We start from the raw sequence: 21,052 nt of genomic DNA on the forward strand, positions 1-21,052 counted from the left end.
ACCAATGCGTAACGGGCGGCGCGTCTCAATAATTGTTGCCTCAGACTGGCAAATTTGCGGCCTAAGACGTCGCTAACACATGAAGTGTACAGAATTGCCAATTTTGTATCAGCCCAAGCCTGGGGATAGGGCGGCCCAAAACATTGGGAGTACAGAGTGAAGGGACTACAAAAACTGATTATGGCGGCAGGAGCCGTGTATTGTTTGACTGCTCCGGCCAGCGCCTTGAAGGTGGGTCTGGGCGACGTGGTTGATATTGATAGCTGCACCAACGCAGATGCCTGCGTGCTGTCTGGAACACCCATTCGGGATTACTTCAATTTCGGTGACTTCGACCTGTTCTACGCAACGTTCAGGGGGACAGCTAGCGAAGTGCTCAATTGGAGTTTGACGCCGCTGGTCGATCTGGAGTTAACCCAATCGATTGGGCTTGATCCGATAGATGCCGATGCCGTGAATGGAACAATCAGTTTTCTGCTAACAGCTGGCACAACCACTATTCTGCCTTCGCAGTTTGGCACTGACGACCTCATCACGTTCAACCTGGCAAATCGGGGGGTTGATGCTGTCAGTGACGCCGGAAGCTACTTTGCCGAGAGTGGCTTCGCTTTCGATCCAGTCACCGGCTCATTCGGTGTACCTGAAACCGGCTCAGGCAGTGGATCGGGCGGCGTCAGCCCGGTGCCTTTACCTGCCTCCGCTTTACTCTTGTTCTCCAGTGTGTTTGCCTTGAGCGCGATACGCCGCAAGAAAGGATAATTTGAGTGAGATCTATATTACTACTACCGATTGTTTTGGGCTTAACCGCCTGTATGACCGACGTCCCGCAAGAAACACCCACGGGAAAGGCAACACCAGTCGCTGCTACAGCGACTAGCCAGACGCCGATTATTCTGGACAACGTTCGAGTGGTGAATTTTTGTCCGGGTGCTTCCGAACAAGTTGTCGCCTCGTTTACCTTAGCGCAGTGGCAGCGTGGCGTCTCGCTAGCGCAGATGCAGGCTATTTCGCCGGGTTGTCGTTCGAGTGAAGGGGGCGCTATGGTTCGGCAGAAAAACAAAATTCCAGTTCCGAGCAGTGTCGTCTTATTGACAGCCGACGGCAAGCGCCTGCAAGGAGTTGAAATCGTCAATGGCAGTGTCGGTTGGTATGGCCCGTAGTGAAGGCATCGAACTTCATTTCTTGAACGTCGATGCCAAAGGAAAACCGCCCCGTTGAAGCGGGCGGTTTTCGATATGGGCTAACCCATAGCGGCGGCTAACTGATCAGGTGGGCCGAAGATCACTGCTTCAGCCAACGCGACTGCTTCAAACACGATCATGTTTCGTGGCTCGAAGTCGAAGATGCGACGCTTTTTCTCGGGCAGGTAGCCCTCGGGCCTTTTCCACTAGATATAATGATCTGATTTCGAATTACCCCTGAAACTGATAATGTACTCCATCGGCGTGGCCCTGCTCAGCAGCCCACAGAGCATCTGCGCTGGGACTTCCTCCATATTTTGCTTTCTTCCAGGCCCGCATTGAAAGTTTTAACGAGGCTTCCGGCCACCCGTAGGCCGAAAAGAATACGCCCATAAAGTAGTAATTCAAATCCGACCCGGTCAAAGTACGCCCTCTGAACGAGAACAGCTTTTGATTATTTTCAAGATCATGAAACTTGCTATCAAATGACCCCACTAGTTCGCTGACATCTGTCAACAATACGAGCCAATCTCTCAACTGGTAGTCCGTGTTTGCTTGCACAAAAACTCGCTGCAAAAGGCGTCTCGCTTCAGCACGAATTTCTTCTTCAGTGACGGGTGTTACGACCGGCAATCGTGGGGTGTCCCGGTAACTCACAACCCCATGCCCCGGCCCACCGCCAGCCAAAGACATGGTAGGCGCAAGCAAAAGCATTGTTAGAATAACATTCCAAATATGCTGTCTCATTGTTGCCTCCGCAACCCAGCTAGGTCATTCGTCACCGGTACGACAGATCTGAGTACGCGCCTTCCGTTTACTTCCGCTTCCAAAACAAAAGTGCCTTTGAAAACGCTGAACAGCTCGTTCACTATCAACAAAGGCTCTATCGGCGTACTATCCAGTACAACATACTGAAAACGCTCGGTGAATGGCTTATCAGTGGGTTCCGAACCAATTGAATCAGCTGCGCGAGAATAGGTGTAACTTGTCACTATCCGCGCACCGACCGGAATGTCACTATACAAGACAAATACAACTGATTGAGGACCGTTTTTTGCCTTTAACGACTGCGCTTGCTTTCGCTGACCTGCAACGCGTTTTTCGACGCCCTCACGGTTCAGCCTTCCTAAAGCGGATGCCTCTGCCGAAGGTGTGGAATTAGACACGTAGACAAAATTTGACCGATCTACGACTGACGAGCCTGTTGGATGGGTAGAAGTGGTCGATTGCGTCGTGGTTTGGCAACCAAGTAGCGCCATCTCACACATAGCGAACACTAAGACTTTCGCTCTGCTCATCGAGAGTTGCATCTCAGAAAACGCAATCACGCGCCGGTGACAACGTCACAGCGATCATAGTCTGCACAGAGTATTTCCTCGACCACAGCTTTCTCCCCTTGCGGCGTTGGCAAACCGCCAAACGCTTGCGACTTTCTCATTCTCTGTACAAGGCTCTGTTCAGGAATCGCGTCAAACGCAGCGACATAATCTCCAGACTGATACAATGCGATCACGGTATCAACACTGGAGCCTCCTTCAGAGCGTTCCAACCCCAGCTCGTCTATTGCTTCTGCTCTGGAAATACCGTCCGGTGAACCGCAAGCAGCCAGAAACAACATTAATGGCGCGACAAATAGCTTTCTCATAAATCCCTCCGACTATACGTCGAAGCTAGTGCGCTTCTGCTGATCGAGTCAATCAAACCAGTGTTTTCGGCGTAGTATCTGACTCTAAATCGATTTCGCTTGGTTAAGCCATCCAAAGAAGAGCGACTAAAAAGAGACTAAAAACCGAAAAAGGCTTAGCGATCTCTCGCTAAGCCTTTGAAATTTTTGGCGGACCGAGGAGGAACAGCGGTTTCGTTGTTTTCATTGGGTTTTTGCCGATCCTGAACAAAAAGTCCCCCCATTGAATATCAATGGCTTAGAAGGTGCGCTGTTCAGGACCTCGCAGTCGATCATTGCTAGTCGTTTGGTGCCTATCCCTCTGGCGGGGGTGGTGTGATGTTTAGACCACCCCCGGAACCCGTGGCTAATCCAAACAATGACTGGGCTGATCTGTACGCGAAATGGTTTGAGGACCGCTCACCAGAGTATCGCGAATGGGAAAGGATGCAGGCCCGTGCGCTGGCACTGGAAGAGGCTTTGCGGGATGCCGAGCCATTTGTCGAAATGGCGCACTCTCTATCCAGAGAGGGTGACGGGAGAAAGCACGTGTTTCGCCTATTGAAGCGTATCCGGGCCGCCCTCACACAAACCAAAGGAGAGACGTGATGCCGTCGATCTCCGAGACACAGTCCATGAAGCTTTACGTACCGGGCGAGTGGAGATGCGCGAAATGCGACTTCCGACTCACAAAGAATTTTCTATCCGCATCAACCGGCACTGTTCACGCCGATACCTCAACGCCAGAGAAGTGCCCGAACTGCGACGTTCCGATGTGGCGCGTGAGCTGGGAGGAAGACTGCCGCGATGCGTGGCATTTTCTAGAGCGTGAAATGGTTCGCACACGGCAGCTTGAAAAGCAACTGCACGACGAAGGCATTCAACCAGATCCACCTTATGAGGGGTACCGTTGATGACCCGCGCCCTTGACCCAGCACCGGCCATGAACGCGTCAGTCGGTAAGGTCCGGGTAGTACGCGCCGCACCTGTCATGAACGATATGGCTGGGCTTGTTGGCCTTCGGGCAATCTTTAGCAATCACGCCCAGAGCTTTTGGCAGCGCGGTGTCACGGCCTACAATCTCGACAAATCGCGCTTTGGGATACTGACCAGCTCGCCCGCACTTGTCACAGCGGATACGCACCGGATTGTGCGGATAGTCCCATGCGCGCATTTTCAGTCTCCCGATTTGGATCGTGAGAACATAAAAAGAACAAGCGCCACTTGTCCAGCGTCAGATTTCGGGCTGTTCCCGCATTCCCTCACCCTCGCCGATCAACTGCATGTGATCTGCGGGAATACCGCTCAAGAGGTCGAACGCGTCGTCAGGGGCACTGTTCAGCCAAGTGTCATAGGTTCCCGGAGCAAGGATCACCGGCATGCGGGTGTGATACTGCGCGGCGAAACTGTTGGGGCTGGCGGTCATAATGGAATAGACCATTGTGTCCACATCGGTTTCGCCCAGGCGTCCGACCTGGTGCTTCCAGATGCCAGCGAAGGCAAAGCCCTCGGCGTCTCTGACGTTCGCCCAATGATAAGTCGCGGGGTTTCGACCCGTCGCCTCCGCATAGGACGTGACCGGGACCAGACAGCGGCGGGTCTCGAAGCTGTCGCGCCACAGCGGCGCAGACCTCACCTTGTCGTCTCGCGTGTTGTTCCACGCCTGCGGCTTAAGCCACTTACCTGTTTTCTTCGACTTGTTTGGCGTGAGAAAGCCCCACGACGCGCGCACCAAAGAGCGGTCGCCATCGTCCATCAGGACAATCGGCGCTTCGTACTTCGGGAAAATCGCCGCGAGCGGCTCCATGTTGCCCAGATCAACCCGACCCGGCGCAACGTCAAAGAGGTTCCGCATCGCGTCGATGGGCATGGTGTTTGCGTAGAGATTGCACATGGTGGCCACCGTAGACCAAAAACCGGGCAGGAGAAAAGCTCACCAATCATCCGGCGTCGGTTCCGGTTCCACGGACAGTTCATACCCGTTGGCCTCCGCATAGGCGTGCACAGCCTCCCACTGGCGATCAAAGTTCACGTATTCCTCGCGCCTGATCTGCTGCCATGCCTCCAGCACCTCGCCCGGTATTTCTTCGGGCAGCGGCGGCGTGCAGCCGTGCTTGGTCGCAAAGAAAACGGTTTCCCGCCAATTAATCACCTCATCAGCCAGACGTTCGGCAGAGATGTCCCATTGGCTGCGAAGAAAGAACGGGAGGCGCGTGGGGAATTTCATACCCCCGACTGTAACCCGAAAACTGAATTCAGAGAAGGATCGAACAGATGCTGAATGAACTACGCAAATCGAACCAAGCCCGCCAGGACGCATGGCCCGGCGGAGAAGAAATCGATCTTGCCTTCCGGGGTTTGGAGCTTGGCGGAGAAGCAGGTGAACTGTTGAACAAGCTGAAAAAGCTGACCCGACTGGACCGGGGAATTCAGGGGCAGAAAGCCGAGGAGATAGCGGGGCAACGCGGTCATCTTCTTCGGGATATTGCGGAAGAGCTTGCGGATGTTGTGATTTGTGCTGACCTGATCGCAATGCATCTAGGCATTGATCTAGCCCCAGAGATCCCAGCCAAGTTTGACAAGACCTCCCGTAAGAACGGAATACCCGTCTATTTCGGCGAGCGTTCAACGCTTCACAACCTTGCTGCCGAAGCCATGCCAGACGACGAAAAACGCGGCCTCTACAGCAAGTTCAAAGTCGAGCGCACGGACGGCAGATCAGCCCCAGGGGAGAAGCACCACGACTGCGAATACTTCGTCTTGGACATGGACCACGACGAGCATGCCCGCGCCGCCATTGAAGCCTATGTGAAGTCTCTGGAGGACGCCGAGCAATATCCCGGTTTGGCCGCGGATCTCCGCTACCGCTACCTGTAACACCTAAGAGGATCGAACGGATGCCCGAACATCGCAGCGATGCCGAAAAAGAAATACGTGACGCTGTTGTCGCGCGGCTTCGAATGGCCCGGCCAAATGCCCGCATCATCCATGAGATCAACCTGCTTGATGGCCTTGTGCGTTGCGATGTCATGGCCGTTGACCGATCAGAAATAGTAACCGTCGAAATCAAATCTGAAAGGGACAAACTGGATCGGCTGGAGACACAACTGGATGCCATGCGCCGAACTTCTCACACCGCCATTGCCGCACTGCATCGGAAATTCATTCCACAGGATCAGATTGAAGCCCGCGCCACCATGCCCCGAATAGATTTCATGAAATACGATCAGATCGTCTGGTGGTATCCGGGCGCGCAGGATTTCGCAGAAGCTCACCACCCTGCGTTCTGCTGGAAAGAACCACCGATAGAGAATGGGATACAAAACCCACTTCCCCCCGAAGCAATGTCACTTCTTCATGCCGGAGAAATGGCGGCAATGTGCGCCAACCTTGGGATATCGACGCCCCGCAAGGCCAACATGAAGCAGATGGAAAGAGCTTTGCGCTGGAGCGCATCAGGTCGCGACATTTGCCTGCAGATTTGCGGCGCTTTGAGGGCAAGAACACGGGCCGCAGAAGCGGATGACCCGATCACAACTTTGGAAGCCACAGAATAGGATCGAAGCGATGGACCATTCGAAGCGAGTGCGTTACCAAAATACCTAAGTGACGTGACGCCAATTAGCGACAAAACTTGATGCAGATCATTTTAGAAACCTGTCCATCTAGTTAAATAGTCGGTTCGGGGACTGGCACTCTCCCGATCTGCCGCAACCTACCGCGTTGAAAAGGAATGTATTTTGGCAACTGCGCTAACACTAATAGCTACACAATTGGGCGCCGTCATCATATGTGCCGCAATGCTGTTCGTCAGCTTTCGCGTCTGGCGGGCAAAGGGCGTTGACAAACCAGCCACGTCGGGCGGTCAGCCCATTGGCGATGTCACCATGTCCGATGGCACATCCCGACGCGCGTATGTTGAACATTCTGGCTCAACTCTCCGGGTCATCTTTCGGGACGAACGTGACCAAACAGAGGCTTTCGTGGATATGTCCACAGAGACCGCCATGCAACTCGGCACAGCGCTCGTCGCCAATAGAAAGGAGCATGTTGCTTAAAACAAATAGGTAGGCCGGCCTGCTCGCAACAGTACCGGCCCCGCCACAACCAGTCTCCCAAACCAAGGAATGCAGATCGTGACAAAGAAACCAATAGCGCCGGAAGCCGCTGAAAACCAACCGAAAACTCGCGAAGTCGTTGGCGAGGACGAAACAAGGCCGATTCCCGCCGTCCATCAAAAGGCATTGGCTGAAAATGAGGCGCTCAAAAGAGAGGTTCTCAGACTCGTGCAGGATGAGACACCCCTGATGGCCGGGCCATTGCTTGTGGAACTGCTGGAGGACATCGGTGCGGCATTCGAAAAAGTGCAGGATGGCATAGCCAACATGCGATACGAACGCTAATTGGCCTCCAACCAGCCGATGTCGCTGGCGAAGGCGACAAGTGGCGTGCCGGTAAAGAAGGCCGCAAGATCATCTCTCGCACCGGCACCCGCGAGCCTCCGATGATCACCTGCAGCTGCGTTAATTCCTATTGAACCGGGTGCCAGACCGGCTTCCACAATAGGCGTGGTGTGGGCATAGGTCGCGTTCAACACAAAGCCTGCCTCGATCTGTCCAAGTGTCCGAGAATCGAACAACGTGGCCGTCGTGTGCGGCGCGTGAGTGGTCACATCATCTGGCGCATTAAGGTTCGGGATGTAGCGCACGTTATTCGCATCGACCAGATCCGGGAAATCATGCGTTGAGCTTTCCATTCGGATCATGAGCGGCGCAAATCCGACCTGGCTGGCCTCGCCATTCAGGACCCACATCGTGTTGTTGTAGACTGTGATTGGGGCAGTGATTGAGGCGGTTATGGCATCCGGCTTGTCATTGTCCGCCAGGACAAAGCCCAGGATGCGGCGCGTCGTGGGCGAGTCGTCCGGGATTTCATGCTTGAACCCGAGGTTGTTTCTGAGGGTCAGGCCCATGCCGTTCGTGCGTACAAAGCTGTCGGATGACCAATTCGCGATAAAGATGTTTCCGTCGAAGATATGGTTGCCGATCAGGGGCCGGGTGATCGAACCGCTGTTATTGATCAAGCCGTGAAGTCTCACGGGGGCCTGATTGCCGCCCTCAAACACGCACGAATGAATGTTGACGATATGCCCGTCTTCGTACTGACCGGTGATTTTCGTAGGGTTTTCCTCCAGCTTGAAGACCGGCTGCCCAGTGCCGCGCGTGTGGAACATTTCCGTGCCGCGCCCATGTGTCAATGCTATGCCGTTTACTCTCGCAAGGGCGCGCATTTGAGTGTCAACCGACGACGCCAGCGGGTTTTGTATAAAGCCGCATCCAGTGAATGAAAAACTGCTGTTCGGGTTCAGAAGGCTTTCCGTGATGATTGCGTATTGCCCACCAAAGTCGGTCAGGTGCACATTATCGTAGTGAAAGTTCTGCTGAATGCTCAACTCCGCCGTGCCGACACCGTGGCCAAAACTGCTGTTGCGGAATCCCTGAACCCGGCAGTTACTCACCATGGCATCCATGGGCGAGCCGTGGATGATGACCGCGCGCCCGACATTCGGATTGGCTACCCCGCCGATCTCCATGCTGGACGGATCGAAGCCACCCTGAAAGTCGAGATTGAACAACCGCAGGTCCGTGCGCTCCGCAGGGGCCGGGTTGTAGGTGTTGGTGATGTTAAACACCCGGTTCTGGTTCTGGTCCAACTGGTTGTTGATGACCGGGCGCGCGCCCGACCCATAGTCGCCAAAGAACATGTTTCCGGCCACGCCATCGGTGATACTCAAACCAACGTCCCACGCGCCGCCGCGCTTGAAGTACCAGGCCGAAGAGGTACCCCTGTTGGCGATCCATTCTGCCGTATCGCTGTAAAGGGTATCCAGATTGACTTTCTGCGCACCGGCGGGGGCGTCAAGGAAGTCCGTGTCCCCGATCGGGTTCACGAAGATCATGTTTGCCTCCGCGTAGACATCGCCCTGCGCGGCTACGTTCAAAGACACATCAGCCGAACGTGACCACTTGCCCGAGGACGGCTCAACCACCAAGAGGCTCGCTGTGTACGTCCCGGGGGTGTTGTACATGTGCGAGACAAAAGGCCCTTTCGCATAGCGTTTTGACTTCCACTCCGTCAGCACATTGGCCGGAGTGTCCCAAACGCCGACATCCCCCAGATCCCACAAGAAGATGTGGTCATGCAGGCGCGGGTCGTATGCACTGTTGTAAGTGTTACCAGACACGGCGGAATAGGTCTCTGTACTGTCAAAGGTTGTGCTAGACAGATCCACGGTGAAACGGACGCTGTCCGGCGCACATTGCAGGTTGGTGCGATCAACAGAGATCGCCACGGTACCGCCAGACCCGGCAGAAGCACCCCAGGTTGACACGCTGGCGGACGCCAAAATCTGGCCGCCAATCGTCGTGGTTAACGTCTGCGCGCGGCCGCTGAGGCGACCAGAGAAGAAGAATGTCATGGCAAAAAGCTCGCTGCGATTGCGAGGTGACGCCCCGGCGATGCCTGATTGGAATTGGCGACGACCTGCCTGCCGATCTCTGTTGTGACTACGGAGTCAAATCCGAGAGAGAGAATTTCGCCTGTGTCGATGTCACCGTAAGGCGATCCTCGGGTGGTGACGCCGGTGAAACCGGGCTGCACGGTATCGCCGGATTTAAATGCCCCCGCGAGCAGGATACCTCCGGCGGTAACGTCCACAGCAAGGGTGTGATCTTGGACGGCTGTACTGGCAAAGGCCAAATCCTCCAGCGTCAGTGGACCGGATTTAACAACCCTGACCACGTGAATGCCGACGCGGGATTGTGACCAGCCTACGCCGCCCGTTAGGGTCGCAACGATATCCCCCGTAGTGCCTGCAGGATCAGCATCAGCTTGAAACAAGGCGAGCGTACCAATGTTGCCGGGGTCGAAAAGCTCGGAAACCTTGGTGCACGTCTGGCCGCCCACAGTGAGAGACAGAGCGTTGCTATTCGCGGCCTTGAAGCCAGCAACGAACACCAGCAAGTGGCGGTTGGCGTCTGTTGCTCCAAGCGCGACACTAGGGAATGTGTAGGAAAGCGTGTTGCCGCCACCCGCAGAAATCGGACTGGCTGGCAGGCTAATACTGGATCCGGCAACGATCAAAACCTCGTTGCTCGACACCTGTTGCGACCCGTTTTGGTCCGTCATGGTTTCGGTGACAGTCAAGGATGCGCCTGCATCAGCAGCATCGGCAAGCAGCGTCGGCGCACTGGGGTCTGACGCATCAACCGGATTGGTGCCATTCGTGGAATAGACAAGATTGCCAGCGCCAGTGATTGCCCATAGTGCCGGGGTGATCGGGAGATTATCCCCGACATCCGGCGATCCATCATGGCTCAGCAGTGTGTCAAACAGAGCGACCGGGCCTGTTTGCAAATCTTCAAGGTCAAGGTTGGCCGTCCCGGTATAAGCCCCCGACGCCGTGATCGGCCAGATACCACTGGTGGCATTTGTCGTAAGCGTGATGGTGTTGTCTGCCTGATCGAAGGTGCCGCCGTGGAGCGTGAACGTGACTACATCCGAATAGGTCGTGCCGCCAGAGGACGTTAATGCCTCTCGGTAGGTAACCTCACCCGTGTTTGCCTCGGCATTATACTCGGTTCCTGTCAGGTGTTCACTGTCATCAACTCCATTGCGCCGAACGTAAACGATGCTGGGTACTGCGCCCGGTGTGATCGAAGAACCGGGCGTAATGTTCACCGGCGTTCCGACGAATGGGTCGATGTGATCTGCAAACGGTTGCGAGGAGTATACGGGCGGCGGGTATCGAACAGTGTAAGGAGCGCTGAGAACCTCCACGCCGTCGACTGTTGGCGCATACCGTAGGCTCTGAAGGTTCTGACCAGCAATCGGCGTATAGGTCACTGCATTAGCGCCGCCGATCAATACACCGTTCACCCGCCAGCGGTGCACCACCACCTCGCCGCCCTGCAGCCCGTTCAAGACGCCCGTCAGCACTGTTTCGATCTGCGGTGTCGGGCCGTGCGTCGGGTTGTTTGTCAGGCCTTCAATGGTGGCAAAAACCGCCTCGCCAATTGCGATCCCGCCAGTAGCGTCAATTCCGACGCTGACACCGATGAACATTAGGACAGCCCCTTGATCCCGGTGGCTGTTGTGCCTGTCGCCCAAACACGTGTCGCGCGAATAGGAAACGCAATACCTGCCGCGATGGTGACTTCATCCGTGACGCCAGCCGTGGTCGTGACCCGAACGACACCTGTCGTCGCCACGTTGATTGCGCGTGTCGCCCGCTGCAGATCCGCGACATCATTGGGCGTCACGCTTTCGATTATGTCTGCAGGACTGGTCAGTCCCTTCGCGAACGACAAGAAGTAGTCAAGCATTGGTCTTTCCCCTTCAAAGAAAAAGGGACCCGCAGGCCCCTCGTGTTTAAGTTGCTGTTCTTGGCTTTCGGAATAGCCGCCACACCTGGCCCGGCCAGCGCACAGGGCTGTCCAAAAACAGCGCCACTGCAAAAGCGAGGATTAGCCACGGCGGGGTGCCGGATTGAACAACGGTGCCGATGTTCTCAGAGCGCAGCCCTGTCGCCCCGCTGGATTGCTCAATGAACCGGGCGCGCGGACGCATCAGCGTTTGTTCCCGGCTGATCACGACACCAAGGTTCTGCGTGTTTTCCTTGCCCGCTTGAACATTGGCCGCGACATTTGGGCCACCGCCGGTCAACAGGCTCAGCGGCCCACCGCAGGACGGCAGCAGGATCATAAGAAACACCAAAACTGGTTTAGACATCAGCGGGTGGGCACGTTGGCACGATCAGGAATGTAGCGCCCGATCAGCATTGTTATCCCGGCAGCAATGAGCATCGACACAGCGGGTCCGCCGAATGCAGTACCAGCAGTATAGTTCCCAAGAACCTCTGTGATCGCCGGAGCGATAAGAGCGGCCACCGCCAGCTTGTTCGTCGGAAGTTCATCAACTTGATTTGCCAAAGGTGTTTTGAACATTTTTGCGGCCTCCTAAGCCTCATTGACGGACAGTGGTTGCCCGTTTTTGTTCAGATGCTTGGTGATGGACGGTTGCCGAGTGTCGAAGGGCCAGCGCGCATCCAGGAACCGCGCCTTGCTGATCCGGGTGATGGTCACCGCGTTGGACTGGTTGCCGCCCAGGATGTGGTAAGCGTCGGCGTCCTCGCCCCAGTACAGCCCGACATGACCTTTCCAGCCATTCCGAGAACCCCGCCAGAAGACCATGACGGCACCCAATTGCGGCGCGCAGGACTTCCCAAAGTCATCCCAATTCCGCGCCCCGAGCGGGTTCTCAGGCAGGGTGATCCCAGGCTTCCACTTGCGCATGACGGTCGCGACAAACGCGCCGCACCACGGCACTTCGCGTGGATCGAACCAGCTTACCGATGCATCGAACCACCGCACCAATTGCGACCGATTGCGCGCTTCATGCAGTCCCTTCACGCGGATTGCTTCGGACATCCAAGGGATTTCGCTGTCGGGGGCATCCTCCATGAGTGCTGCCCATGTGATCGGCCCGACATAGGCGCGTGCACGCAGCCCGACGCTCTTCTTGAATGCGATGACAGCGGCTTGGGTTTGCGGCCCGTCGATCCCGTCAATCGGGCCTGGGTCAAAGCCAAGCTCCGCCAGACGCGCCTGAATGGCGCGGACGTCATAGGTCATAGCGATGTCCTTTAGATTTTTAGTCCAGAATGCTTTTCGACAGCGGGTCGTAAGCAGAGGAGCAAGACTTTCGCCCCGCGCGGATCACGCCGGAATCCAGCGTTTTAACGACATGACGGACGCAAATCCGGTATGGAAAAGCTGGCTCCGCCGGTGCAGTCTGTCCATTCTCAAAAAAACTCGCCCAGGACCACGGGGCAGGCTGAACCGAATACGTCTTGGGCGAGTAATCTCCGCGTCCCTTGCGGGTGGCAATCCTGCCCCCTTCGGCTGTTTCGATGATTGCAGTCCATTGACCCGTCACAGCGCGGCGCGCATTTGCCTGATACCGAATGCCTGGCTTGCCAGTATCCATCGGGATGATCTCTACGGCTGGCGAGGTCCAAGGCCCACGGTCAACATAAGTGTCCCAAAGCACCCTACCCTCTTCCCGACCAAAGAGAACAACGCCCCACATGACAAACAGCACAAATGGCCAATTTATCGACTTCCGAACTGATCTGACAGCGGCTCTCACGATTGACCTCCGAGCAACCGGGCAGCAAGCCTTGTGATGAAATCGGGACCTATGCCGATCAGCCACCGCGTGATGTGCTCGCCGGTAAAGCCCAGACCAATGGCGACCACGATCTTGTCTTCCGGCGTGAACACCGGCACCCACCGAATGACAGGCTCATAGCCGAAGTACGCAATCAGGATGCCCGCAAGGATACCCCCTATCGCGCGCCTGCGGCGTTGCCAGATTCTCGCCCGCGTCGGCCTTTCCTCCAGCTCGTCATCGGTCAGTAGAAATTTCACCACGACAGAAGCGATGATTGCTGCCCATAGCTTCAGCGTTTCCGCGTCCATCACGGCCACCGCGCGTCATCCGCATAGTCGGCGGGTATCGGGTCCAAAGCCTTGATCGCGCTAGCGGCATAAATCAGCGCCGGTTCCCAGTTCATAAAAGTATCACCCAACGCCGCAACTTCGTGAGCATCCAGCAATACCGGCGCGCCGCCTACCGTGATCCACGCAAAGTCCAAATCCGGCCACTGCCACCGGTAGTTTCCCAATAGATCAACGGGCGGGTCTTCCAAGGACGCCTTAAGTATTGCGAATTTCGCGTCCGCAGCAGCAGCCGTGACACGCCGTAGTGACTTTTCATCCACGTGAAACTGATACTCTTGCCCCCGGACGGAATGGGTCAGCGGCAGCGCCAAGCGGCGATCTCTTTCGATATCAACATCGGCTCTTGTGGGGGTCGTGTTAGCCAGCCATTCCGCCTCGATCTGGGCACGTTCCTGTGCGGGGATTTCAACCGGTTCGCCATTGACAATCATCATGCTCATCATTCCCTCCTAACCCCCAGCATTTCTATCTTTCCTCCGGCAAACGATCCGCTGTTCCACAAGAACCGAATGCCGTTTACGACATCAATTGATAACATGGCACCGCCGTTCATGGTCGTTCTGATGATGGAGGTGCCCGAGACTCGGTGCAGCAAGGAACCACGTGCATTTGTGAAGGTCGCAGCCTCACGTTCTGGGCCGATCAAGTCCAGTTCGCCGGAATATCCATAGTCAGCAATATTGCTCACGCGGAATGCGATGTTGATGTATGTCGCTGAATTGTCACCCGTAGAAATCGCGCTGCTACCGCCATCGCTATAAACTTGCGTATGCTTGTAGCTCAGAGAGGAAATGTATGTTGCGCCGCCATCCGTCGAAAACCTGCAATGCAGATTGGCATCACCGACGGAGGGCACGACGTTCGCAAAACGAAACAGGTATCCAGAGTACAATGCCGGGTCAAACGCTGTAAAATCGACCACAGCCTCATTCGTCATCTCAGCAGTGGCAATGTGAACCACCCTTGAGCCTGCGCCAACCACAGTTTTGAGAAGCTCAGGCGTGATCAGGCTTGCAACGGCTGAAACCCCCTCTAGCCATACTTCCTCTGTCTGAGTAGGCGAAATTGGCACCAGTCGGTTCCAACCGTCGTTGGCAGCATTTCTCTGCTTCAGATATCCCGCCGCCGTGTCGAACCAGAGCATGCGCTCAAATACTTGCGGCGGCTCGTCCGCGCCAGCGTTGTTGCTGGCGATTGCGGCAAGAACGTTCTGAAAGAATGCCAACGCTGCCGCATCATTGTCCGTAACGACTGGCGTGTAAGTTGCTTGTACCATCAGGCCCCCTGTAATGCCGTGACTGAAAGTGCCGAAATCCGCGTCTCAAAGTCGATGTTTTCGACACTCAAAACAGCACGGAAACGAAATGCCCGCGCCGAAAAATCGGCCGCATCGAGACTTTGATAGGGTGACCATACCGGCGATCCGGCAGGATCATCGTCGGTTTCGCTGACTTGCACATCCACGTCACCGAAGGCTGCCGACGATTGCCAAAACAAATCACCTCCGCGCTGCCAGAAAGGCGTACCGCCCCGCTGCCAAAACAGGTCATCACGACGCCCGATGATCACGCTGAGTTCCGTAACGAGCCGAACCGACTGCACCGACCCCAAATCTATAATCGAAGCCAGTTCATAGGTGGCGGAAAGAGCGCCCTGGTCGATCACAAGGTTGGCCGCATCTATTGTGCAGTCGGTTTTTTGTCCGGCAAACGCAGGGTCTTCCGTGATGGTTGAGACAGTCACCAGCGAGGCGAGATTAGCAGCCTTGGTGGTTGCCATTGATACCGGGCCGGGAATGCCGGTCGCATCAAAGGCGCGCGCGAGATAGGTGCCCGCTTTAAGTGGGAGGGACGCAACAGTAAGGTCGCCGGACACCGCTTTGCCAATCCCCGTTGAACTCTGCCACGTGGCACCCGTCAACAGCGGCGCGTGCCGGAATTCAATTCGACCGCCTTGCCGCACATCCAAGGACGGGTGCCGGTCCCATCGCATCATTGCTACGGCACCGCCTGCTGCCTGCACAACAAGTCCGGTGACAGCCGTCGGGGTATCGTTGACTCCGAGAACCTGGACCGGGTTGCCAATCGCCCAATCTCCGACAATCCCACGTCTTGTCACCGCACGCGCACCAAAGACGTAAGAGCCAGGACGCATGTCATCAAAGACGTGCTGTGCCTCCTGCGTCATAGGTCCGATCACAACTGGATCGGCTCCCATCTGATAGCGGAACTGCCAAGTTTCGATGAACGGATTTTCCGTGTCACTCGTCACAAGCACGCGGGTTTTCAAACCGCCGCCGCCTCGGGTTTCGTAGAGTTCTTCCGAGGCTGACGGCGCGAAGACCACCGGTAAGGCGGTCGGGTTCGGAAAGGACGACACCGACCCGGCAGGTTTTGGTGTTTCTGTACTGGTGTCTCGGTCAAAGACATCCGGGCCGGTCTCAATGCACGACAGCGCGACGCGAACCTCATTGGCAGATATTCGGGCCGTCCGGCCAACCACCTCGAACGGCTTTTGATCCCAACCCCGGCGCGGTACATCCACGCGCACATTGCCGCCAAGTCTGACACCCCAAACTTCCGGGCTGCAGGGGATGTCGGCCAACCTTTGCCGCCGGCCCTTGAGCAGCGCCAGCTTCATGAGACCCTGACCGCGTGCATGGCTCACCTCGCCAGGTAATTCGCCCAAATCGCGCACCAGGTCCTCGCCATTGTCCTGCGCCCGGTAGACAGTGCTGGACAGGACAGGCAGATCAGTCGGGGTATGCTCCGCGTCTGGGTCCGCGTAGACCGCCTTGACGATATTGAACTGCTCCTCAAACGGACGGCGGGCACGGACCCGGATTGGTCCGCGCATCATGTCTTCGGTCACAGTGAAAGTCGGCGGGTCGTACCAGCCACCCCCAACTGACAACCGCCCTCGATCGACGGTCCACCAGCCACCCCACGATGTAGAAAGGCGGTCAAGGTTCTCATCACAGCCTAAGGCTGTATCCAACACACCGTTGAAGGCAAAACGGGCCTCTCCGCCGACATCTTCATCAGCAACATTGGCCAGTGCAATGATAGACGCATCATCAACGTCCTGCGCGCTCCAGCCGATGCCCCCGAAGATCTCCGGTGTCAGTGCGTAATCCCTGACATGCAGCGCAGCGTTTTCACTGTACGCAGTCAAGCCAGTGCGCGGATCGAATACCTTCTTTCCGCGCAACCTGACCCTGATTTGCATGACCCCCTGCGGGAACAGATTGCGGTCGAACGCGGCGTTAAAATAGAGATATGCAATCCCCCTGCCCCGCGCCGTTTCCTTCCATTCCGCAGCGGCCTGCACGTAGAGCGGCTCCGCCTCCTGCTCCGGCGTTCCCTTGTAAATGCGCAAGGCAACCTTGTGCTGAAAGGCGCTGGCTATTTGCCCCCAATGGTGTTCGGGCAGCACGGCTGCGGCGGCGTCGATCTGGTACTGCTCTTCTGTCCAAACCAGCGTTTCCCCGATGTGAATCGCTACGGCCCCATCTATCTCATGGCAGACCAGAGGAATGACACTGTGATAAAGCGCATTGGCCTTTCCGCCGGACGGTGTGGTGCTGCGCGCCACGATGCTGCCGCCAAGCGTGCGCTCGCCATATAGGATCAGACCGTTTGTTAGCGGCGTGATCCGGTTCAGCGTGATGTTTTGTGCTTCGGCGGCGGGTGCCGATTTTGCTTTTGGCTCCAACAGCGCCTGCGCGCCTGCTAAAACGCCCGCGACCGCCGCCTGACCTAAGACAGCAGACCAGACGACACCACCCGCGAGCGCGCCTGTAAGCGCCCCGCCCGCCGCCGTGGCGATGAAAGCCGTCAACACAGGGGCTGCGTCTGCAGGCATCGCAAATGCGACCAGCGCCGTGCAGGCTAAAAGGATTACCCGGCTCAAATGACGTGCCACGCCATGCCCCCCGAAAGGGCCGGATAATAGCTCAATCCGGTCTCCGACATCACCGCCACATCTCTCCCCACCACCACGCCGAAGGCTGGTCCTGTTTTCTGGGCTAACATGACCCAATCACCGCGCCGGGCCGCCGCGACCGGCACGCGACTGAACTTGCTGTCAATGAATGACGGAATGTCGCGAAACCCCATCTTGCGCATGTGGCGATAACCGCCGCGCTCCGTCCTATAATTCGGGAATCCATCCAGCACGGACGCCCCGGTCATCGCCCGCTCGCACGCGATGCAGAAGTGCAGGCAATCGGCGGAGCCCCAAGCAAAGGGTCGATCCCTCCAGGCATGGCAAACTTCCACCAAGGCCCGTTCCCATCCGGTCACCTTCCCCATGTGTCTTCCTGATTTTGAATGATCTGGACCTGATCAAAGATCGTGTCGCCGGGAAATCGCCGCTTCTGATCTTCGGGCAGGTATTTGAATGGTCGCGGGCGGGACAGATCAAGCGCGCGCTGCTCGCAATGCAGAGTCAGAACGGGATTGTCCGGATTGTCGTCGCTCTCCAGATCATCCGCCAACCCATCAAAATAGACATCCCCGTCGGTGATCACGCCTTCATCGTCAAAGGTGGCGAGATATACCGTGACCCGCCGCCGCTGGAATTCTTCCAGTTCCGCTAGGGCAATGACCTCGGGATTGACACCTGACAAGGTGATCGACAAACCGGCCTTGCCGTCTGCCGTGGAACCACTTGTCTCCCCTATCTCAATTGCGTCATCGACGCCCGAGTATGTCACACCTTGCCATTCGACCGTTCCCAAGCCGGTAAAGGCGGCAAAATCACCGCTGTCGAACTGCCCGCGCACCAAAAGCCCAATGCGCCGGTCACCGCTTACGTCCATCAAACAGCCTCTACTAGCTCAAGTGTGACGGAATTCGTGAAGTCCACGTTGCTGCGCAGGGCATTTCGGGGCCGAGCAAGTGCCCAGGTCGCATACGGCGCGAGGGCTTCGACCGGATCGCCAATGGACACATCCGCCCGCAACCTCGGCCAGACGGTGATGTCCTGCACTTCCGACAAGGGCACCTCTGCTGAGGTGACAACGTGCAGGTGTCCGTCAATCGTAATCCGGTCATCTGCGACAAGCGCATCACCGGATACGACCACGACGGAAAGGGATTGCGCGCGCGCCGATGCGGCGGCCGCAACAGTCGGATTTGCCGTTATCGTGCCGAAAGGCCCGGCATAGTCGAATGCCAGCATTTCAAAGGTCGAGAACGACCCGTTGAGCGATGCGAGCCAACGCAGGCACGTGGCGAGCGTGCGCTCTTCCATGACGGACAATTCAATCGTGGCCCCCCATCGCGCGCCCATGAAGTCATAAGCAGTTTGCTTGAAGCTGTAGGGAGATTCCGTTCTGACACCATTGGTGACGATTTCCTGAGTGACCGATCCCACGGGGACCGTGAAGGGCGGAAATGCCATTATCGCCGCTCCCGCCGCGAACGCTCCAGGACCGCAAGCGTTTCTTGGCGGATCACAGGACGCACGACATCTGCGATAGCACGCGGATCGCTGCTAGCTCCGGCGTTTATCGTCAGATTTTGTGTGATCGTTGCACCCCCAAGCTGATGATTTGGAATAACTTGCGAACCGCGTGGCAGGTTGACCAGCTCCGGCCCCCGTTCCCCGACCATGGCAAGCCCACCCGGCGCAAAACTCGTACCCATGGCAAAGCCGGGAATTAGCCCGGTAAGCACCTCAGAAAGCCCAGACGTGGCATTGCTAAACACCTGACCCTTTAGGTTCCCAAAGATTCCAGCCAGGGACTTTTTGAAGCTGGCACCGTTGAGCAGTACACCCTCCAATAGACCGTCAATTTCGCTGGACAGCCCGCCGGTGATTTCCTGCATGGTTGCTTGAACGTGCTTTCCGGTTTCTGCCAGGCCATGCCCCAGCCCAAGCATGATATCTGTACCGATCTCTTTGAAAACACGTGACGGCGATTGAATTCCAAACGTCTCCTTGAAGCCGTCAATAACACCCTGACCAAACCCGGTGATACTCGCCTTGACCCCCTCGTACTTGTCCCGCAGACCCTGCAACAAACCATCCAGGATATCGCGTCCGATTTGTAACATCTGACCCGGCAAGGCGGAGAAAACCGCCACGATCTCAGCCGGGAGTTCAGACAGGAATGTCACAACGTCACCGCCGAAGTCCTGCACAGCCGTCGCAGCCGCCTTGATCTCAGGCCAGAACGTTGCAAGCACCGCACCCAAGGCACCAATCCCGGCGATCACGCCTGCCACTGGTGCGCCAACCGCCGCCACGGCAGTCGCCGCCAAACCCAGGGCGATCAGCGCTGGACCCAGCGCCGCCGCCAGACCAGCAAAAACGGTACCGAACTTCAGTACTTTAGGATCAGCGGCGCTGATTGCCTTAACTACGTTTGTCAAACCCGCCACAAGGCCCGCTGCAAAATCCAAAAGACCACTGTCCGCAATAGCAAGTTGTAGCTCCTCGAACGCAGAGCGCAGTTCTTTCATCGCGCCGTTGAAACCCTGCATTCTTGCCGCAGCCTGTTCCTGTGCACTCACCCGATCAATCGCTGCTGAAATGTTGTCGATGCCAGCGGCACCGGCGTCCATGAGGCCAATGGCCGTCCGAAGCGCATCAGTGCCAAAAATCTTGGTCAGCGCCTCGCTGCGTGCCTCTTCGGAAAGCCCGGATAGCCCGTTGCGCAGGGTCTCAGCAATCTCCGACATCGAATTCATGTTGCCTTCCGCGTCGAAGAAGGTCAGGCCCAACTCTTCCATGGCGTCCTTTGCCCCGTCCGACTGCGGCACAAGACGCTGCAGGAAGGTCTTGAACGCCGTACCCGCGTCGGACCCCGACGCAAATCGGCTGGATGTTGCGGCAATGACCGCGTTGAAGTCATCGAACTCAACGCCCAATCCACCGGCGACACCGCCCGCCTGGGCGAGCGCAAGGCGATAGTCGTCTATGTCGAATTTCGAGTTGACAAGCGTGCCGGAAATCCCGTCAACCACGCCACCCAGTTCCCCCGCCTCTTTCTTGAACTGCAACATCACATCCGTCGCGATGTCGCCCGCAGTGGCCAGATCAGAACCGCTTGCCGCTGCCAGCGTCAGCGAGGCCGCGAGTGCACCTCCCAAAATCTGCGAGGCGTTCAATCCGTTTTTGGCCAGCACCTCAACGGCGTCGGCACTCTCCGACGCTGAAAACTGCGTCGTCGCGCCCATCTCACGTGCCGCTGCGCGCAAGTCAGCCAACTCGCCACCAGTTGCACCAGATGCGGCCTTGACCCGGTTCATGGACGCCTCAAAGTCACCTGCCGTTTTCACGGTCAGCGCGGCCAAACCGACAATGGGGACAGAAACAGCCGCACTCAGGTTGCGCCCGGTCTGCTTCATCGACCGACCGGCCTTGCGCAAAGCGGCCTGAGAGTCGGTCAAGCCTTTTTTGAACCGGGCGCTATCAAGGCCCAGGTTGACGCGCAGCGCGCCGATTACCGATTTGAACATCTGTGTTTCCTAGATGCGGCCAGCGCCGCGTCAATCTTGTCCCATTGCGCCGTCCATTTCTGGACGAATGCCGCGCGATCCCGTGTGCCGGTCACCCATTCCTTGAAATCCGGCAAATCCCGTTGCCGCATTAGGAAAGCAGTCATGTAGGAGTGG

At 56.9% G+C, this 21,052-nt stretch carries 28 protein-coding genes; 7 read left to right on the forward strand and 21 right to left on the reverse strand.

Annotated elements, in window-relative coordinates; genetic code table 11:
• Positions 1-156: 156 nt before the first annotated feature.
• Positions 157-759: a hypothetical protein gene (locus Q1A52_RS00715; protein WP_300009601.1), complete on the forward strand. Its 603-nt coding sequence runs from the start codon at positions 157-159 to the stop codon at positions 757-759.
• Positions 760-812: 53 nt separating this feature from the next.
• On the forward strand, positions 813-1,160 hold the full coding sequence (locus tag Q1A52_RS00720) for a hypothetical protein (RefSeq protein ID WP_300009604.1): 348 nt from the start codon (positions 813-815) through the stop codon (positions 1,158-1,160).
• Between the two features lie 252 nt (positions 1,161-1,412).
• On the opposite strand, the gene Q1A52_RS00725 is transcribed toward Q1A52_RS00720, so the two are convergent.
• Both Q1A52_RS00725 and Q1A52_RS00730 read right to left on the reverse strand, forming a co-directional pair.
• Entirely contained in the window at positions 1,413-1,928 is a 516-nt protein-coding gene (locus tag Q1A52_RS00725; RefSeq protein ID WP_300009607.1) for a hypothetical protein, read from the reverse strand.
• A gap of 577 nt (positions 1,929-2,505) precedes the next feature.
• On the reverse strand, positions 2,506-2,826 hold the full coding sequence (locus Q1A52_RS00730; RefSeq protein ID WP_300009609.1) for a hypothetical protein: 321 nt from the start codon (positions 2,824-2,826) through the stop codon (positions 2,506-2,508).
• Positions 2,827-3,183: 357 nt separating this feature from the next.
• Between Q1A52_RS00730 and Q1A52_RS00735 the strand changes: the two genes are divergently transcribed.
• Both Q1A52_RS00735 and Q1A52_RS00740 read left to right on the forward strand, forming a co-directional pair.
• A complete protein-coding gene (locus tag Q1A52_RS00735; RefSeq protein ID WP_300009612.1) occupies positions 3,184-3,453 on the forward strand; it encodes a hypothetical protein in 270 nt (89 codons plus the stop codon).
• Positions 3,453-3,758: a hypothetical protein gene (locus tag Q1A52_RS00740; RefSeq protein WP_300009615.1), complete on the forward strand. Its 306-nt coding sequence runs from the start codon at positions 3,453-3,455 to the stop codon at positions 3,756-3,758. The genes Q1A52_RS00735 and Q1A52_RS00740 overlap by 1 nt, the downstream gene beginning before the upstream one ends.
• 38 nt (positions 3,759-3,796) lie before the next feature.
• Here Q1A52_RS00740 and Q1A52_RS00745 read toward each other — a convergent pair whose 3' ends face one another.
• The 3 genes from Q1A52_RS00745 to Q1A52_RS00755 are packed head-to-tail and all read right to left on the reverse strand — an operon-like array spanning position 3,797 to position 5,071.
• Positions 3,797-4,018, reverse strand: a complete 222-nt coding sequence (locus Q1A52_RS00745; RefSeq protein WP_300009617.1) for a hypothetical protein — start codon at positions 4,016-4,018, stop codon at positions 3,797-3,799.
• 60 nt (positions 4,019-4,078) lie between these two features.
• The gene (locus Q1A52_RS00750; RefSeq protein ID WP_300009620.1) at positions 4,079-4,738 is read right to left on the reverse strand and encodes an SOS response-associated peptidase; all 660 of its coding nucleotides are present in this window, start codon (positions 4,736-4,738) and stop codon (positions 4,079-4,081) included.
• A gap of 39 nt (positions 4,739-4,777) precedes the next feature.
• The gene (locus Q1A52_RS00755; RefSeq protein WP_300009623.1) at positions 4,778-5,071 is read right to left on the reverse strand and encodes a hypothetical protein; all 294 of its coding nucleotides are present in this window, start codon (positions 5,069-5,071) and stop codon (positions 4,778-4,780) included.
• 47 nt (positions 5,072-5,118) lie between these two features.
• Between Q1A52_RS00755 and Q1A52_RS00760 the strand changes: the two genes are divergently transcribed.
• The 3 genes from Q1A52_RS00760 (at position 5,119) to Q1A52_RS00770 (ending at position 7,247) form a co-directional block, all read left to right on the forward strand.
• Positions 5,119-5,721 carry a MazG-like family protein gene (locus tag Q1A52_RS00760; RefSeq protein WP_300009626.1) on the forward strand — a complete coding sequence of 201 codons (603 nt, stop codon included), beginning with the start codon at positions 5,119-5,121 and terminating at the stop codon, positions 5,719-5,721.
• A 20-nt stretch (positions 5,722-5,741) separates the two neighbouring features.
• On the forward strand, positions 5,742-6,401 hold the full coding sequence (locus Q1A52_RS00765; RefSeq protein ID WP_300009629.1) for a hypothetical protein: 660 nt from the start codon (positions 5,742-5,744) through the stop codon (positions 6,399-6,401).
• A 570-nt stretch (positions 6,402-6,971) separates the two neighbouring features.
• Positions 6,972-7,247, forward strand: coding sequence for a hypothetical protein (locus tag Q1A52_RS00770; RefSeq protein ID WP_300009632.1), 276 nt, complete (start codon positions 6,972-6,974; stop codon positions 7,245-7,247).
• On the opposite strand, the gene Q1A52_RS00775 is transcribed toward Q1A52_RS00770, so the two are convergent.
• The 16 genes from Q1A52_RS00775 to Q1A52_RS00850 are packed head-to-tail and all read right to left on the reverse strand — an operon-like array spanning position 7,244 to position 21,042.
• A complete protein-coding gene (locus Q1A52_RS00775) occupies positions 7,244-9,322 on the reverse strand; it encodes a hypothetical protein (protein ID WP_300009635.1) in 2,079 nt (692 codons plus the stop codon). The two genes, Q1A52_RS00770 and Q1A52_RS00775, sit on opposite strands and share 4 nt — an antisense overlap.
• Positions 9,319-10,968, reverse strand: coding sequence for a hypothetical protein (locus Q1A52_RS00780; protein WP_300009638.1), 1,650 nt, complete (start codon positions 10,966-10,968; stop codon positions 9,319-9,321). The genes Q1A52_RS00775 and Q1A52_RS00780 overlap by 4 nt, the downstream gene beginning before the upstream one ends.
• On the reverse strand, positions 10,968-11,228 hold the full coding sequence (locus tag Q1A52_RS00785; RefSeq protein ID WP_300009641.1) for a hypothetical protein: 261 nt from the start codon (positions 11,226-11,228) through the stop codon (positions 10,968-10,970). The genes Q1A52_RS00780 and Q1A52_RS00785 overlap by 1 nt, the downstream gene beginning before the upstream one ends.
• A gap of 46 nt (positions 11,229-11,274) precedes the next feature.
• The gene (locus tag Q1A52_RS00790; RefSeq protein ID WP_300009644.1) at positions 11,275-11,634 is read right to left on the reverse strand and encodes a bacteriophage spanin2 family protein; all 360 of its coding nucleotides are present in this window, start codon (positions 11,632-11,634) and stop codon (positions 11,275-11,277) included.
• A complete protein-coding gene (locus Q1A52_RS00795) occupies positions 11,634-11,849 on the reverse strand; it encodes a hypothetical protein (protein ID WP_300009646.1) in 216 nt (71 codons plus the stop codon). Before Q1A52_RS00795 ends, Q1A52_RS00790 begins: the two co-directional genes overlap by 1 nt.
• Positions 11,850-11,861: 12 nt before the next feature.
• The gene (locus Q1A52_RS00800) at positions 11,862-12,536 is read right to left on the reverse strand and encodes a TIGR02594 family protein (protein ID WP_300009649.1); all 675 of its coding nucleotides are present in this window, start codon (positions 12,534-12,536) and stop codon (positions 11,862-11,864) included.
• Positions 12,537-12,555: 19 nt separating this feature from the next.
• Positions 12,556-13,005 carry a hypothetical protein gene (locus Q1A52_RS00805; protein WP_300009652.1) on the reverse strand — a complete coding sequence of 150 codons (450 nt, stop codon included), beginning with the start codon at positions 13,003-13,005 and terminating at the stop codon, positions 12,556-12,558.
• Between the two features lie 44 nt (positions 13,006-13,049).
• Entirely contained in the window at positions 13,050-13,394 is a 345-nt protein-coding gene (locus Q1A52_RS00810) for a hypothetical protein (RefSeq protein ID WP_300009655.1), read from the reverse strand.
• Positions 13,385-13,867: a hypothetical protein gene (locus tag Q1A52_RS00815; RefSeq protein ID WP_300009658.1), complete on the reverse strand. Its 483-nt coding sequence runs from the start codon at positions 13,865-13,867 to the stop codon at positions 13,385-13,387. The genes Q1A52_RS00810 and Q1A52_RS00815 overlap by 10 nt, the downstream gene beginning before the upstream one ends.
• A complete protein-coding gene (locus Q1A52_RS00820; protein WP_300009661.1) occupies positions 13,867-14,703 on the reverse strand; it encodes a hypothetical protein in 837 nt (278 codons plus the stop codon). The genes Q1A52_RS00815 and Q1A52_RS00820 overlap by 1 nt, the downstream gene beginning before the upstream one ends.
• Complete coding sequence (locus Q1A52_RS00825) at positions 14,703-17,351, reverse strand: hypothetical protein (RefSeq protein WP_300009664.1); 2,649 nt, start codon at positions 17,349-17,351, stop codon at positions 14,703-14,705. The genes Q1A52_RS00820 and Q1A52_RS00825 overlap by 1 nt, the downstream gene beginning before the upstream one ends.
• Entirely contained in the window at positions 17,336-17,740 is a 405-nt protein-coding gene (locus Q1A52_RS00830) for a hypothetical protein (protein ID WP_300009666.1), read from the reverse strand. The genes Q1A52_RS00825 and Q1A52_RS00830 overlap by 16 nt, the downstream gene beginning before the upstream one ends.
• Entirely contained in the window at positions 17,728-18,249 is a 522-nt protein-coding gene (locus tag Q1A52_RS00835; protein WP_300009669.1) for a hypothetical protein, read from the reverse strand. The genes Q1A52_RS00830 and Q1A52_RS00835 overlap by 13 nt, the downstream gene beginning before the upstream one ends.
• The gene (locus Q1A52_RS00840) at positions 18,249-18,833 is read right to left on the reverse strand and encodes a hypothetical protein (RefSeq protein ID WP_300009672.1); all 585 of its coding nucleotides are present in this window, start codon (positions 18,831-18,833) and stop codon (positions 18,249-18,251) included. The genes Q1A52_RS00835 and Q1A52_RS00840 overlap by 1 nt, the downstream gene beginning before the upstream one ends.
• Positions 18,833-20,896: a phage tail tape measure protein gene (locus Q1A52_RS00845; RefSeq protein WP_300009675.1), complete on the reverse strand. Its 2,064-nt coding sequence runs from the start codon at positions 20,894-20,896 to the stop codon at positions 18,833-18,835. Before Q1A52_RS00845 ends, Q1A52_RS00840 begins: the two co-directional genes overlap by 1 nt.
• Positions 20,881-21,042 (reverse strand): hypothetical protein, encoded by a 162-nt coding sequence (locus Q1A52_RS00850; protein ID WP_300009678.1) that lies wholly within the window; start codon positions 21,040-21,042, stop codon positions 20,881-20,883. The genes Q1A52_RS00845 and Q1A52_RS00850 overlap by 16 nt, the downstream gene beginning before the upstream one ends.
• Positions 21,043-21,052 lie beyond the last annotated feature (10 nt).

Origin of the sequence: uncultured Roseobacter sp. (genome assembly GCF_947488185.1) — a bacterium.
GTDB lineage: Bacteria > Pseudomonadota > Alphaproteobacteria > Rhodobacterales > Rhodobacteraceae > Roseobacter.